This window comes from Betaproteobacteria bacterium, from assembly GCA_009377585.1.
Lineage (GTDB): Bacteria > Pseudomonadota > Gammaproteobacteria > Burkholderiales > WYBJ01 > WYBJ01.
In genome coordinates this window covers 1-15,096 of record WHTS01000085.1, presented here as the reverse complement: position 1 = coordinate 15,096, position 15,096 = coordinate 1, and the positions used below count along the sequence as shown (strand labels likewise).

The 15,096-nt window shown below is 66.2% G+C and carries 9 protein-coding genes and 1 pseudogene; 4 read left to right on the top strand and 6 right to left on the bottom strand.

The features are described from left to right. Positions 1 to 113: 113 nt before the first annotated feature. Both GEV05_21835 and GEV05_21830 read right to left on the bottom strand, forming a co-directional pair. Positions 114 to 1,865 (bottom strand): response regulator, encoded by a 1,752-nt coding sequence (locus GEV05_21835; GenBank protein MPZ45977.1) that lies wholly within the window; start codon positions 1,863 to 1,865, stop codon positions 114 to 116. Positions 1,866 to 2,027: 162 nt separating this feature from the next. Then, the gene (locus GEV05_21830; protein ID MPZ45976.1) at positions 2,028 to 8,303 is read right to left on the bottom strand and encodes a response regulator; all 6,276 of its coding nucleotides are present in this window, start codon (positions 8,301 to 8,303) and stop codon (positions 2,028 to 2,030) included. 529 nt (positions 8,304 to 8,832) lie between these two features. On the opposite strand from GEV05_21830, the pseudogene GEV05_21825 reads away from it, so the two are divergent. The 3 genes and pseudogenes from GEV05_21825 (at position 8,833) to GEV05_21815 (ending at position 9,992) form a co-directional block, all read left to right on the top strand. Next, positions 8,833 to 9,139: pseudogene (locus GEV05_21825) on the top strand (PhnD/SsuA/transferrin family substrate-binding protein). 49 nt (positions 9,140 to 9,188) lie between these two features. Then, on the top strand, positions 9,189 to 9,653 hold the full coding sequence (locus GEV05_21820; protein ID MPZ45975.1) for a hypothetical protein: 465 nt from the start codon (positions 9,189 to 9,191) through the stop codon (positions 9,651 to 9,653). 45 nt (positions 9,654 to 9,698) lie between these two features. Then, positions 9,699 to 9,992, top strand: a complete 294-nt coding sequence (locus GEV05_21815; protein ID MPZ45974.1) for an HAD hydrolase-like protein — start codon at positions 9,699 to 9,701, stop codon at positions 9,990 to 9,992. A 22-nt stretch (positions 9,993 to 10,014) separates the two neighbouring features. Here the strand turns inward: GEV05_21815 and GEV05_21810 are convergent, their stop codons facing one another. The 4 genes from GEV05_21810 to GEV05_21795 form a co-directional block, all read right to left on the bottom strand. Continuing rightward, positions 10,015 to 10,686, bottom strand: coding sequence for a hypothetical protein (locus GEV05_21810; GenBank protein ID MPZ45973.1), 672 nt, complete (start codon positions 10,684 to 10,686; stop codon positions 10,015 to 10,017). 37 nt (positions 10,687 to 10,723) lie between these two features. Next, a complete protein-coding gene (locus GEV05_21805; protein MPZ45972.1) occupies positions 10,724 to 11,026 on the bottom strand; it encodes a YciI family protein in 303 nt (100 codons plus the stop codon). A gap of 34 nt (positions 11,027 to 11,060) precedes the next feature. Beyond that, positions 11,061 to 12,152 (bottom strand): amidohydrolase family protein, encoded by a 1,092-nt coding sequence (locus tag GEV05_21800; GenBank protein ID MPZ45971.1) that lies wholly within the window; start codon positions 12,150 to 12,152, stop codon positions 11,061 to 11,063. 227 nt (positions 12,153 to 12,379) lie between these two features. Beyond that, positions 12,380 to 13,609 (bottom strand): MFS transporter, encoded by a 1,230-nt coding sequence (locus tag GEV05_21795; GenBank protein ID MPZ45970.1) that lies wholly within the window; start codon positions 13,607 to 13,609, stop codon positions 12,380 to 12,382. A 255-nt stretch (positions 13,610 to 13,864) separates the two neighbouring features. Between GEV05_21795 and GEV05_21790 the strand changes: the two genes are divergently transcribed. Then, positions 13,865 to 14,911 carry a tripartite tricarboxylate transporter substrate binding protein gene (locus GEV05_21790; protein ID MPZ45969.1) on the top strand — a complete coding sequence of 349 codons (1,047 nt, stop codon included), beginning with the start codon at positions 13,865 to 13,867 and terminating at the stop codon, positions 14,909 to 14,911. The last annotated feature ends 185 nt before the right edge of the window (positions 14,912 to 15,096 follow it).

Sequence of the window (15,096 nt, the reverse complement as noted above, 5' to 3'; positions counted from 1 at the left end):
GGCTTCGGCCTCTGCCGCAAGCGCCTGCACGCACTGCGATTCGTCAGCCCGGTAGGCCGCGTGCAGCCCTGCCGGAAATTGCGAGCGCGCAGACGCGCTGGCCGGCGCTGCGCTCACCCCGACTGCAGGCTGCCCTGGCGCGTGGCGAGCAACGAACGCAGCTTGTCGAAATCGACCGGCTTCACCAGGTGGTGGTCGAAGCCCGCGTCGCGCGCCTTGGCCACGTCCGATTCGCGCCCGTAGCCGGTTACGGCAATCAGCATGGCGTGCGCGGCCTCTTCGAGGCTGCGCAGCCGCCGGGCGACCTCGTAGCCGAGCATGCCGGGCATGCCGATATCGAGCAGGACCACGTCGGGCCTGAGGCTGCACGCCAGGCGCAAGGCCGTCTCGCCGGAATAGGCGGTGTCGGTGTCGTGCCCGTCGCATTGCAGCAGCATCGACATGCTCTCGGCCGAGTCTTCGTTGTCGTCCACGACCAGGATCCTGAGGGCGCCGTTGGCGCACGCGGCTGGCACTGGCGCGGGCGCGGGCTCGGGCGCTGCGCCGGCAGCGGCGGCTGCCTGCAGCACGGGCAGACGAACCGTGAAGCGGCTGCCGCGGCCGCTGCCTTCGCTGAAGGCCTCGACCCGGCCGCCGTGCATCTCCGCCAGGCCGCGTACGACCACCAGGCCGATGCCCAAGCCCCCGTGTGCACCACGGCTCAAACGTTCGGCGTGCGTGGAGGGCTCGAACAGCCGCGGCAGGGCAGCCGCATCGATGCCGCGGCCGTTGTCCTCGACCTCGATCACGGCTTGCGCATTGTCGTCTGCGCCGGTGATTGCGAGCGTGAGCGAAATACGTCCTTCAGGCTCGGTGTACTTGGCGGCGTTGCTGAGCAGATTGCTCACCACCTGCGTGAGCCGCACGGGATCGCCCAGCACCGGCACCGGAGCGCCCGGGATTTTCACCGCCAGCGCATGCTGCTGCGCGGCGATCATCGGTCGTATCGCTTCCAGCGCGTGCTCCAGCATCTCGCGCAGATCGACCGGTAGCTTTTTCAGCGCGAGAACGCCGCGCGTGATGCGCGAGACATCGAGCAGATCCTCGATCAGGCGGCTCAGATGCTGGTTCTGGCGTGCGAGCACCGCGCGCGCCCATGCGAGCTGAGGATCCTCGATCTGCTTGCGCTGCATCAGCTCGATTGCCCCCTGGATGGCGGCGAGCGGGTTGCGCAGTTCGTGCGAGAGCATGGCGAGGAAGTCGTCCTTGCGCCGGTCCGCATCCTCCAGCGCGGCCTGTGCGCGGATACGCTGCGCAATCTCTGTTTGCAGGCTGCGGTTGGTGCGCTCGAGCTCCTGGTTGGCCGCGGCGAGCGAGGCATTGAGCGCTTCCAGCTCGCGCGTCTTCTCCGCCTGCAGGGCGATGTTGGCCTGCGCCAGCTCGGTGTTGGAGCGCGCGAGCTTCTGGTTTACCAGCTCGAGCTCGCGCCGATGCCGATACAGCTCGACCAGCACCTGCACCTTGCCGCGCAGGATCTCGGGGATCACCGGCACGTAGACGTAATCGACTGCGCCGAGCGTGTAGCCCTTCAAGCGGTCGAGATCGGTCACGTGTACCGCGGTGACGAAAATGATGGGCGTTTTCTCGAAGCGCGGATGCTGGTGGATCAGCGCCGCGGTCTCGAACCCGTCCATGCCCGGCATGTTGATGTCGAGCAGAATGGCGGCGAAGTCGAGCTCCATCAGGCGCTGCAGCGCCTCCTCGCCCGAGCGGGCATGCACGAGGTTGTGGCCGAGCCCGGCCAGGATGGCGTCGTAGCTCAAGAGCCGCGCCGGCTGGTCGTCGACCAGCAGCAGGTTGACCTTGTTCGGCGCGGCCATGTTCATGGGACGCTCCGGATGAAACGGTCGGAAAGTGGCTGGTTAGCCACTGAACGCACTGCGCTCCCCTCTCCCCTCGGGAGAGGGAAGACAAACATACCCATGGGGGCGAACATATAAGGGGCGGGGGGGTGAGGGCGAGCGAGCGAGGACATTGTCGTAAGCTCGCTACCGATGCAGCCAGTTACGCAGCAGCGACAGCAGCTGCTCGGAGTTCACCGGCTTGGCAATGTAATCGGAGGCCCCCGCTTCGAGGCATTTCTCGCGGTCGCCCTTCATCGCCTTGGCCGTGAGCGCAATGATCGGCAGCAGGCTGAACTGCCGGTTCTTGCGGATGCGCCGCATGGTTTCGTAGCCGTCCATCTCGGGCATCATGATATCCATAAGTGCGAGCGAGATGTCCGGCGTGCGCTGCATGATCTCGATCGCGTCGGCGCCCGAGGCGGCCGTGACGGTCTGCATGCGATGGCGCTCGAGCAGGCTCGTGAGCGCGAAGATGTTGCGCACATCGTCGTCGACCACGAGAACCTTCTTGCCGATGAGCGCTTCGTCGCTCTGTGTGAGCGTCTCGATCATGCGCCGCTTCGACTCCGGCAGATCCGGGATCACGCGATGCAGGAAGAGCGCCGTTTCGTCCAGCAGCCGCTCCGGCGACTGCACGCCCTTCAAGACGATGCTCTTCGCCATCTTGCGCAGCGTGCGCTCTTCGTCCGTGCTGAGGCTGCGGCCGGTGAAGACGACGATCGGCACGTCGCACAACAGCGGATCTTTCTGAATCTGACCCAGCAGCTCGAAGCCGGAGATATCGGGCAAGCGCAGATCCAACACCGCGCAGTCGAAATGGCTCGAGCGCAGCGTGGCGAGCGCGTCGGCCCCGGTCGCGACTGCGACGATCTCGACATCGTCATGACGGATGAGCTCGCTGATGCTCCGCCGCTCGGCCGGGTCGTCCTCGATTACGAGCAGGCGCCGGGTGCGCGTGGCGACGAATTTCTTCATCCGGTCGAACGCGACCTCGAGCCCCTCGGTTGTGAGCGGCTTGTTGAGATAGGCAAAAGCGCCGCGCTCCAGGCCGTGCTGGCGCTCCTCCTCGACGGTCACGATCTGCACCGGGATGTGGCGCGTCGCGGGATCCTGCTTCAGCTGGCTCAGTACGGTCCAGCCGAGCATGTCGGGCAGCACGATGTCGAGCGAAAGCGCGGTCGGCTTGTACTTGCGCGCGAGCGACAGCGCTTCGGCGCCGCGCATGGCGACCAGGCCCTTGAAGCCCTGGTCACGCGCGAGCGACAGCAGCACCTGCGCGTAATGCGGGTCGTCCTCGACGATCAGCAGCGTGAGATCGCCCGGCTCGATCTGGTCGCGATCGTCGGGCACGATCTCGGCCGCGGGCAGATGCGGCAGCACGATCGGCTGCGAGAAAGCCAGGCGCTCGTCCTCGCTGCGCGCGCTGAAACCGGCGCTGGCCGAACCGGCGTAGCGCAGCGGCAGGAAGAGCGTGAAAGCGCTGCCCATGCCCGGCGTGCTTTGCAGCTTGATCTCCCCGCCCAGCAGGCTTGCGAGCTCACGGCTGATGGCTAGTCCCAGCCCGGTGCCGCCGTACTTGCGCGAAGTTCCCGCGTCGGCCTGCTGGAAGGCTTCGAAGATGATCCTCTGCTTCTCCGGCGGAATCCCGATGCCGGTGTCGGCCACGGTGACGCGCACCGCCTCATCGACGGCGCTCAGGATCGGGTGCGTGGGCGTCCAGCCGCCCTTGGCCGGTGCGATCTCCAGGCGGACGCCGCCCTGCTCGGTGAACTTGAAGGCATTCGTCAGCAGATTCTTCAGCACCTGCAGCAGGCGCTTCGGGTCGGTGGTGATGGCGGCGCCGAGTGTGGCGTCGAAGTCGATATTGAATGCGAGCCGGCGTGCATCGGCGATATGACCGAAGTTGCGCTGCACGAGATCGCGCAGGTGCGGGAACGTGATCTCCTCGCACTCGACCGTGACCGTGCCGGACTCGATCTTGGACAGATCGAGGATGTCGCTGATCAGGTTGAGCAGGTCGGTGCCCGCGCCGTGGATCGTTTGCGCGAACTCCACCTGGCGCGGCGACAGGTTCTTCTCCCCGTTCTCGGCCAGCTGCTGGCCGAGGATCAGGATGCTGTTGAGCGGCGTGCGCAGCTCGTGCGACATGTTGGCGAGGAACTCCGACTTGTAGCGCGAGGTGAGGGCGAGCTCGGCGGCCTTTTCCTCCACCGCGCGGCGCGCCTGCTCGATCTCCTGGTTCTTGCGCTCGACCTCGGCATTCTGCGCGGCCAGCAGCCGCGCCTTCTGCGCCAGCTCGTCGTTGGTCTGCTGCAGCTCGCGCTGCTGCGCCTGCAGTTCTGCGGCCAGCTGCTGCGACTGCTGCAGCAGACCTTCGGTGCGCATCGTCGACTCAATCGTGTTGAGCACGATGCCGATCGAGCCGGTGAGCTGCTCCAGGAAGGCGAGATGGGAGGCGGTGAACGCGTTCAGCGAGGCCAGCTCGATCACGGCCTTCACCTCGCCCTCGAACAGCACCGGCAGGACGAGCACGTTGCGTGGCTGCGCCACGAGCAAGCCGCTCGTGATCCGCACCGACTCCGCTGGAACGTCGCTCAGCATGAGCCGCTGCTTGTCGATCAGGCATTGACCGACCAGCCCCTCGCCGAGCCGATAGCGGCGCGGCTCGGGCGCATCGTACATGTCGGCATAGCCGGCGAGCTGGCGCGCGACCGGCGCGCCGCTCTCGGTGTACATGATGTACATCACGCCCTGATGCGCATCGACCAGCGGCACCAGCTCCGAGAGCAGCGTCTGCGCGACGGTGAACAGATCGCGCTGCCCCTGCATCATGCGGCTGAACTTGGCCAGGTTGGTCTTGAGCCAGTCCTGCTCGGTGTTGCGGTCGGTGGTCTCGCGCAGGTTACCGATCATGGCATTGATGTAGTCCTTGAGCTCCGCCACTTCGCCGCTGGCATCCACCTGAATGAAGCGGGTGAGGTCGCCCTTGGTCACCGCGGTGGCGACTTCCGCGATCGCGCGCACCTGGGTGGTGAGGTTCGCCGCGAGCAGATTCACGTTTGCCGTGAGGTCTTTCCAGGTTCCGGCGGCGCCGGGGACGTTCGCCTGACCGCCGAGCCGGCCGTCCACGCCGACTTCGCGCGCCACCGTAGTCACCTGCTCGGCGAAGGTCGCGAGCGTATCGGTCATGCTGTTGATGGTGTCGGCGAGCGCCGCGACCTCGCCCTTGGCCTCCACCGTGAGCTTGCGGCGCAGCTCGCCGTTCGCCACGGCCGTCACCACCTTGACGATGCCGCGCACCTGGTTGGTGAGGTTCGCCGCCATGACGTTGACGTTGTCGGTGAGATCCTTCCAGGTTCCGGCCACCCCCGGCACCTGCGCCTGGCCGCCGAGCTTGCCTTCGGTGCCGACATCACGCGCCACCCGCGTCACTTCGGAGGCGAAGGCGTTCAACTGGTCCACCATCGTGTTGATGGTTTCCTTCAACTGCAGGATCTCGCCCTTCACGTCCACCGTGATCTTGCGCGACAGATCGCCGCGCGCGACCGCGGTGGTCACCTCGGCGATGTTGCGCACCTGGGCGGTGAGGTTGCCGGCCATCCAGTTGACGTTGTCGGTCAGATATTTCCAGGTGCCCGCCACGCCCGGCACCTGGGCCTGGCCGCCGAGCTTGCCCTCGGTGCCCACTTCGCGCGCCACCCGAGAAACCTCGCCGGCGAAGCTGTTGAGCTGGTCCACCATCGTGTTGACGGTTTCCTTCAGCAGCAGGATCTCGCCGCGCACGTCCACGGTGATCTTGCGCGACAGGTCGCCGCCGGCGATGGCGGTCGCGACTTCCGCGATGTTGCGAACCTGCGAGGTGAGGTTGCCCGCCATCGAATTGACGTTGTCGGTCAAGTCCTTCCAGGTGCCGGCCACGCCCGGGACCTGGGCCTGGCCGCCGAGCTTGCCTTCGGTGCCGACCTCGCGCGCCACGCGCGTGACCTCGGAGGCGAAGGCGTTCAACTGATCGACCATCGTGTTGAGCGTGTCCTTCAGCTCCAGGATCTCGCCGCGCACGTCCACCGTGATCTTGCGCGACAGATCGCCGCGCGCAACCGCGGTGGCGACCTCGGCGATGTTGCGCACCTGGTCGGTGAGGTTGCCCGCCATCCAGTTGACGTTGTCGGTGAGATCCTTCCAGGTGCCGGCCGCACCGGGCACCTGCGCCTGGCCGCCGAGCTTGCCCTCGGTGCCGACTTCGCGCGCTACGCGCGTGACCTCGGCGGCGAACGAGTTCAGCTGGTCGACCATGGTGTTGAGGGTATTCTTCAGCTCCAGGATCTCGCCCTGCACGTCCACCGTGATCTTGCGCGACAGGTCGCCGCCGGCGATGGCGGTGGCGACCTCGGCGATGTTGCGCACCTGGTCGGTGAGGTTGCCCGCCATCGAGTTGACGTTGTCGGTGAGGTCCTTCCAGGTGCCGGCCACACCCGGCACCTGCGCCTGGCCGCCGAGCTTGCCTTCGGTGCCGACCTCGCGCGCCACCCGTGTCACTTCCGCGGCGAAGGAGTTGAGCTGGTCCACCATCGTGTTGATGGTGTTCTTGAGCTCGAGGATCTCGCCCTTCACATCCACGGTGATCTTGCGCGACAGATCGCCGCGTGCGACCGCCGTGGTGACCTGCGCGATGTTGCGCACCTGGGCGGTCAGGTTGGTCGCCATGGCGTTGACCGAATCGGTCAGATCCTTCCAGGTACCGGCGACACCGGGGACCTGCGCCTGACCGCCGAGACTGCCTTCGGTGCCGACCTCGCGTGCCACGCGCGTGACTTCCGAGGCGAAGGCGTTCAGCTGGTCCACCATGGTGTTGATGGTTTCCTTCAGCTGCAGGATCTCGCCCTTTACGTCCACCGTGATCTTGCGCGACAGGTCGCCGCGGGCCACCGCGGTCGTCACTTCCGCAATGTTGCGCACCTGCGCGGTCAGGTTGGTGGCCATGGCGTTGACCGAGTCGGTTAAATCCTTCCAGGTGCCGGCGACGCCGGGCACCTGCGCCTGGCCGCCGAGACTGCCTTCGGTGCCGACCTCGCGCGCCACCCGTGTGACTTCGGATGCGAACGAGCGCAACTGCTCCACCATGCCATTGAGCGTTTCCTTCAGCTGCAGGATCTCGCCCTTGACGTCCACGGTGATCTTGCGCGACAGGTCGCCGCTTGCGATTGCGGTGGCGACCTCGGCGATATTGCGTACCTGGTCGGTGAGGTTGCCCGCCATCGAGTTGACGTTGTCGGTGAGATCCTTCCAGGTGCCCGCGACGCCTGGGACCTGCGCCTGGCCGCCGAGCTTGCCCTCGGTGCCGACCTCGCGCGCCACCCGCGTCACTTCGGCGGCGAAGGAATTGAGCTGGTCGACCATCGTATTGATGGTGTTCTTCAGCTCCAGGATCTCGCCCTTCACGTCCACCGTGATCTTGCGCGACAGGTCGCCGCGTGCGACCGCGGTGGTCACCTCCGCGATGTTGCGCACCTGGGCGGTCAGGTTGGTCGCCATGGCGTTGACCGAGTCGGTCAGGTCCTTCCAGGTGCCGGCCACGCCCGGGACGATCGCCTGGCCGCCGAGCTTGCCTTCGGTGCCGACCTCGCGCGCCACGCGTGTGACTTCGGAGCCGAACGAACGCAGCTGATCGACCATCGTGTTGATCGCCTCCTTCAGCTGCAGGATCTCGCCGCGCACGTCCACCGTGATTTTGCGCGACAGGTCACCGCTCGCCACTGCGATCGTCACCTCGGCGATGTTGCGCACCTGTGCGGTGAGGTTGCCCGCCATCGAATTGACGTTGTCGGTGAGGTCCTTCCAGGCGCCGCTCACCCCCTTGACCTGCGCCTGGCCGCCCAACTTGCCGTCGGTGCCCACTTCGCGCGCCACCCGGGTCACTTCGGAGGTGAACACGCTCATCTGCTCGATCATGGTGTTGACCAGCGTGGCGGAACGCAGGAATTCGCCCTGCAGCGGCCGGCCATCGACCTCCAGGCGCACCGTCTGCGACAGATCGCCTTTTGCAACGGCGTCGATCGACCGGGTCACTTCGGTCGTCGGCCACAGCAGGTCTTCGATCAGCGTGTTGACCGACTCCTCCATCGCGCCCCACGCACCGCTGCGGCTGTAGGCACGCATGCGCTGTCGGGTCTGGCCCTGCTTGCCGACTGCGTCCTCGACCCGGATCAGCTCTGCGGACAGGCGCGCATTGCACGCCACGATATCGTTGAAGAGATCCGCCGCCTTGCCGAAAAGCCCCGTCCAGTCCGCCGGCAGGCGGGCCGAAAAGTCGCCCTCGCGCACCGCTTGCAGGGCGCGGACCAGCTCGTGCAGTTCCGGACTGGATTCGGGCGCTGCCGACTTTCCGGCTTTGACGGTGGCTTCGGTTGCACTGACGTTCATCGAGTAGGACCTCCGGGACGACGCGCGATCGACAGGCGCCGGCCATGACCATGGAAGAATTGGACGAGGCACGCGTCCAGCTGCGGTGTGCAGCAAGAGCATCCCGCAAGACCATCGGTAAAAGAGGGACGCGGCTTGGAGGGGCCGCTGCGGCTGCGGATCGACATCGTGGCGTTTCTCCCCCGGCACCGTGCGCCCGGCTCGGCTGGCGGGCGGGCGACGCGCTTTGGCCCATATATACCAAAAGCCAAGGCGTTCGCCAGCATTTCCCTGCCGCGCCGAGTCGGGCGCGTACCTCCCAATGACATGCGAATAATCCCGAATAGCGTCCGTAGCAACTAATATGCCCGTAAAGCCGCTGCGTGCGCAGAACGCGACGGCCGCTGGTCGATGGCACTCGCCGAGGCCGTGACGAGGCGAACTCTGGGGGCGATCTCTCCTTCGTTCGTTGCCGTACGCCATATTGCTATACTGCGCAGGCCCCACGCCGTACGCCGTGAACCTGGCCGGGTTCGTCCCGATCGTCGCCATGGCGCGTGCCGACGGCAGCATCGGCTACAAGCTCGCCCTCATCACGTATCGCGACAGCCCGATCAAGAGCGTGCAGGACCGGCAAGCGCGTCGCGCACGTCGCGCCCTCCTCGAACTCGGGCGATCTGGCGCCCCGGGCGTTGTTCAAGGCGATGGGCGTCGAGCCCGGTAAGGATTACGAGGTCCTGTACTCCGGCAAGCACGACAATTCGATCATGGGCGTGGTCAACAAGGACTACGATGCGGCCTCGATCGCCACCACGGTCCCGCATCAGCTGATTCCGATCGCGCGGGCACGATGCTGAGCGGCGTGTCGCAACTGCTCGGTCGCTACGACGGCTTCATCCTCGACCAGTGGGCGTACTGCACGACGGGGTCACGCCCTATCCGGGTGCGCGCGATTGCGTGCGGCGCTTGCACGAGACGGGCAAGCGCATCATCGTGCTGTCGAATACCGGTCAATCCGCGGCCAGAAATCTGAGCCTGATGCAGGGCATGGGATTCGAGCCGGAATGGTTCGACCGCTTCGTCGGTGCGGGTGAAGACGCGCGCGCGGCGCTTGCCGAACGGCGCGAGCCGTTCCATCGCGCGCTCGGCCGGCGCTGCTACGCCTTCACGCGCGCAGCCAACACGAGCCTGCTCGACGGCATCGGGCTGGAGGTGGTTGGTTGCGTTGAAGAGGCCGAGTTTCTGGTCGTGATCGGCATCGACTCGCCCCCGCTCGGGGTTGCGGACTACGAGGCACATTTGCACGCGGGCATCGCGCGCCGACTGCCGATGGTGTGCGCCAATCCCGACATCGTGCGCGTTTCACCCTAAGGGACCGTCGCCGCACCGGGGGCGCTTGCACGCCGCTACGAAGCGTTGGGCGGGAGCGTTTTCTATCACGGCAAGCCATATCCGGCGATTTATGCGAGCTGCCTGCGCGCGCTCGACGGTTGCCCGCCCGAGCGGGTGATCGCGATCGGCGATTCGATCGAGCACGACGTGCTGGGCGCATCCAGGGCGAGGCTCGCGTGCGCGTTCATCGCCGGCGGCATCCATGCCGAAGCGCTGGTGGATCGGTGGGGCGAGCTGCCCGACGTCGAGCGATGGCGGGCGTTCAGCGCGCAGGCTGTAGCGAAGCCGGACTACGTGCTGCCTGCGCTGGTGTGGTGAGCGAGGCCGCAGCTCGATGGCGCTATGCAGCCCGGCTGAATTCCTCGGCGACCTGCTTCTCGTACGCCAGCACTTTCTGCACGCTGGCGCGCTCCTGCATGCGTCGGAAGTGCGCCATGCAGTTGGCGAAACCCGACACGTCGAGCTTGAAGAGCAGCGCGCGGCGGAAGGCCCAGAAGACGTAGGCATCGACGGCGGTGAAGTGCGCGCAGAACCATTCGCGGCCGGCGAGCAGCGAATCGGCGAGCGCGAAATCCTCGAACAGTCGCTCGTTCGTGAGCCGCTTGACGCTTTCTTCCGAGCCGGGCACGTCGCAGTAGCGCTGCGGCCAGGCGTTGGGCGTGAGATGCGGATGGATTCCGGACCCACACCATGCCATCAGGGAAATCGCCTTGATCTCCTGCTGAGGATCGGCCGGCAGCAGCCTGGCGTTCGGAAATTGGCGCGCGATCCAGATCTGGATGGCGAGATTCTCGGTCAACGGCTCGCCATCGATGACGAGCACCGGCACCTTGCCCTTGGGATTGAGCCGGCGATACGCCTCGGTGCGCGTGCCGCCCTTGCGGGTATTGACGTTACGAACGTCGAACTGTGCGCCGGCGTCGGTCAAGGTGACGTAGGGAACGAGCGCGCACGTCGCGGGCGCATAGTACAGCGTCAGGTTCATCTGCTTCGCTCCTCCGGGTGCCGTCATTCCCGTGTAAGCGGGAATCCAGGCGAACAAACGCGCATCAAGCGCCCTCGGCGGCGCCGGGATTCCACTGTCCCTTGCGCAAGCGCGTGATGGTGATGCTCGAGAAGACCCCGTTTTGCGTGAACGGGTCGCCGTCGGAAAACGCCTTGGCTTTTTCGCGGCTGTCGACGTTCACCACGAACAGGCTGCCGATCGCCTTGGTGCCATCGTCGGACTGGGTCGCTCCGGCCAGGACGAGAATCCCTTTCTGGCTTTGCAGATAGTCGCGATGCGGCTGCAGGTGCTTGTCCCGAATCTCCGCGGTGTTGGCCTTGTCGACGCACAGGACGATCCAAAGCATGGCGCTCTCCTCGTGGTTGCGTGGTTGCGTGGATTCAGGGCTTGATGCCGAGCAGCTTGCCGGCCGTCTCTCCCAGCATCGCGCGGCGCTGCTCGTCGCTGAATCCCGGCGTATCGAGAATGTGGTCGACCGACCAGGAGAACCACGGGATCGGATGATCCGTGCCGATCACCAGGCGGTCGTAACCGACCTCGGCCGCCAGGTGGCGCAGCGCCTCGGGCGTGAACACCAGCGTGTCGTAGTACATGTCGCGTAGATACTCCGTGGGCTTCTTCTTCAGCTTGACGCCCGTATCCATGTCGGGCGCGACGCGCAACGCGTTGTCCGAACGCGGCGCGTACGAGGGCAGGAAGCCGCCGCCATGCGCGGAGCAGATCTTGAGACCGGGGAATTTGTCCAGCGTGCCTTCGAAGATGAGATGCGACAGCGCGATCGTGGTGTCGAGCGGATTGCCGATCGTGTTGGCGAGCCAGCCGTTGCCCTTGAGGCGCTTGGCGAGATCCGGCGTGCTCTGCGGATGGATGAAGATCAACACACCCAGCTCCTCGGCCTTGGCCCAGAACGGATGGAACTTCGGATCGGAGAACTCCTCGCCCGCCACGCTCGCGCCCACGGCGGCGCCGCGCAGGCCGAGCTTCTTCACGCCGTGCTCGAGCTGCTCGATTGCGAGCTCCGGGAATTGCAGCGCCACCGAGGCGAAGGCGACGAAGCGCTCGGGATAGGTCGCGCAGAACTCGGCCAGTTTCTCGTTCTGGATCTTCACGATCTGGGCGGCGACGTCGCGCTCGGCGCGGTACCAGAAGGGATTGATGCTGAGCGCTTCGACATCGATGCCTTGCTCGTCCATCTCGCGGATGCGGCGCGGACCGACTTCACTGATCCCGGCGCCGCGCTGTTCGTGCTCGTCCACTTTCCTGCCGAGGAGCGCCATGGCCTCGGCGATGACGCAATGCGCATGCACGTCGATGGTCTTGACGCGCTTGCCGCCCACGACGACCTGGCGGCGTTGCCCGCCGGCTTGGGCGCCGGATGCGGGCTGGGTGGCATTGGTGACGCTGCACGAGGTGAAGATCAGGTCGGAGTGGGCATTCGGTGACTGGCTGCGTGGTCCTCGGGTTAAGGGCATGCTCGTCTCCTTCGGTGTCGTTGAATCGTCCGCTCGGGAAGATCATGGGCCTCTGAGCAACCTTCCCGACGTCACTTCCGCGCAGGCGGGACTCCAGGGAAAATCAAATCGTCATGGTTTCCCGTCTCCGCGGGAAAGACGCTATTCAGATTTTCCTTGATCGTCAGATGGTCGCCGCCACATTATGGCACCGATTGCGGCGCAGTTCGCGCTCGCCGTCCGGCCCGTCAAGGCGCTTCCGGGCTCGGCTCGGCTTGGGCCAGCCGCCGGCGCCGATCGAGCCCGGGAAACAAGCGCATCCACAGCGCCACCACCACCAGCGTGCTGCAGCCGCCGAACACCACTGCCGGCACGGTGCCCATCAAGGTGGCCATGAGACCCGCCCAGAACTGGCCGAGCTGGTTCGAGGTGCCGGTGAAGAGCGAGTTGACGGCACTGACGCGCCCGCGCATGGCATCGGGTGTGTCGAGCTGGACGAGTGTGGAGCGGATGACGACGCTCACCATGTCGGCCGCGCCCAGCACCATCAGCGCGGCGAGCGACAGTGCCAGCAGCTGCGAAGTGCCGAAGACGACCGTGGCCGCGCCGAAGATCGCCACGCACACGAACATGATGCGTCCCACGTGGTCGTTCAAGGGAAAGCGGGCGAGATACGCCGAGGCGAGTACCGCACCCGCTGCCGGCGCGGCACGCAACAGGCCGAGGCCTTCGGGCCCCGTTGCCAGGATGTCGCGCGCATAGATCGGCAGCAACGCCGTCACGCCGCCCACCAGGGTCGCGAACAGGTCGAGCGATATCGCGCCCAAAATGACCGGATGCGAGCGGATGAAGGCGAATCCCGCCAGCATCGAGGCGAGCGTCGGCGGTTCGTGCGGGCCGGCCGGTGGACGCCTGCGGATGCCGACGATCACCGCGCCCGCCACCAGGAAGCTCGCGGCGCTGGTGGCATAGACGATCGAAGGTCCCGCGAGATAGAAGGCGCCGCCCAGGGCAGGTCCCACGATGACTGCGATCTTCTTCGTCGTGTTGCTCCAGGCGACCGCGCGCGAGAGCCAGCGCGTCTCGACCAGCCCCGGCAGCATCGCGCGCAGCGCGGGCGACTGGAAGGTCGTTGCGGTGCCGATTGCGAATACGACGGCATAAGCCACGCTGCTGGTCAGCCAGCCAGCCCGGCTGCCGAGCGCCAGCACGATCGCGGCCGAACATTGCACCACCTGGCAGACGAGCGCGACGCGCCGCCGATCGTAGCGGTCGGCGACGTGCCCCGCCGGCAGCGAGCACAGAATCTGTGCGCCGAAGTGCGCCAGGCCGATCAGGCCGAGGTCGAGCGCGCTGCCAGTCAGGTCGTAGATCTGCCAGCCGATCGCGACCACCATCATCTGGTAGGCGAGGACGGTTGCGATCTCCGCGATCCAGAATCGCGTGAACGCGCCGTTGCCGGCTGCCGAAACTTGCATCGCGCCCTATGTAGCAGAACTCGGCCTTGCATGGCAACGCGTCGAAGGACTCCCCTCTTCCCCTGCGAGAGGGGCCGGGGGGTGAGGGAGGGAATTCGCGGACCATGGGGTGCGCCGCCGGAACGACATCGGTCTGCATGCCGATGCGCGCGCTGCACGTGAGGGAAATTGTGCGCGCGACCATGGTATTCCCTCACCCTCGATCCCTCTCCCGAAGGGAGAGGGAAGGCAAGCATACCTATTGGGGCGGCGGCCATGACAGCCGCTTTCGGAGAGTTCGCCAGCGACGGTGGTAGCATCCACGACTTTCCGATCGGAGACCTCATGCGACCCGTTCGTTCGATACTGCCGTGGTTTTTGTTGCCCGCGGTATTCGCGCTTGCCGGCTCGGTGCGCGCAGCCGAATCCTTTCCAAACCGTCCCGTCAGCATGGTGGTGCCCTACTCGGCCGGTGGTTCGGCCGATGTCGTCGGGCGCCTGGTGGCGGCGGAGATGAGCAAGACCCTGGGCGAGAACGTCGTCATCGAATTGCGGCCGGGCGCCGGCGGCAACATCGGCGCCGAGCTGGTCGCGCGCAGCGCGCGCCCGGACGGTTATACGATCCTGCTCGGATCCTTGTCGCTGTCGTCCAACCCGAGCCTGATGAAGCTCAAGTTCGATCCGCGCAAGGATCTGGTCGCGGTGGCGGGGCTCGCCACGCTGCCGAATCTCATGGTCACTGCCGTGTCCTCGCCGTACAAGACCTTCAAGGAGGCCATCGCGGCGGCGCGCCAGAATCCGGGCAAGCTTACTTACGGCTCTTCGGGTCTCGGCACCAGCAGCCACCTGACCGGCGAGCTTCTGAACGCGGCGGCCGGCATCGAGCTGCTGCATGTTCCGTACAAAGGCAGCGGCGCGGTCTATCCCGATCTCATGGCGCGGCGGGTCGATTTCCTGTTCGACCTGGCCGGCTCGTCCGCCGGATACGTGCAAAGCAGCAAGGTGCGCGCACTCGCGACCACCGCACCGCGGCGCTCAGCTGCACTGCCGGACGTGCCGACCATTGCCGAGACTTTTCCCGGCTACGAGTTCGGTGCCTATCTGGCGCTGTTCGCGCCGGCCGCGACGCCGAAGGAGGCGATCGCCCGGCTGGAACAAGCGGCGGCCAAGGCGTTGCAGGCACCACAGGTGAAGGAGCGTCTGGCGCAGATGGCTGCCGAACCGGTTCCCGTTTCGTCGAGCGGGTTCCAGAAGTACTTCGACAATGACGTGGAGCGGTTCGCGCGGCTGGTTCGCGAGGGGAAGCTCAAGCCGTTGCAGTAAGCGGTTGACCACCCTGTCCGCGACGTTGTCGCGTCCCTCCCCTCCTCGGCCAGGAGGGAAGTGCACCCCGTTCGCGACGTTGTCGGATCAGCCCCTCCTTGAAAAGGAGAGGAGTTTTATTTCCCCTCCTCTCTCAAGAAACCCAACCAGGTTTCTTAACCGCGCCTGCCCGCCTGCGGGCTAAT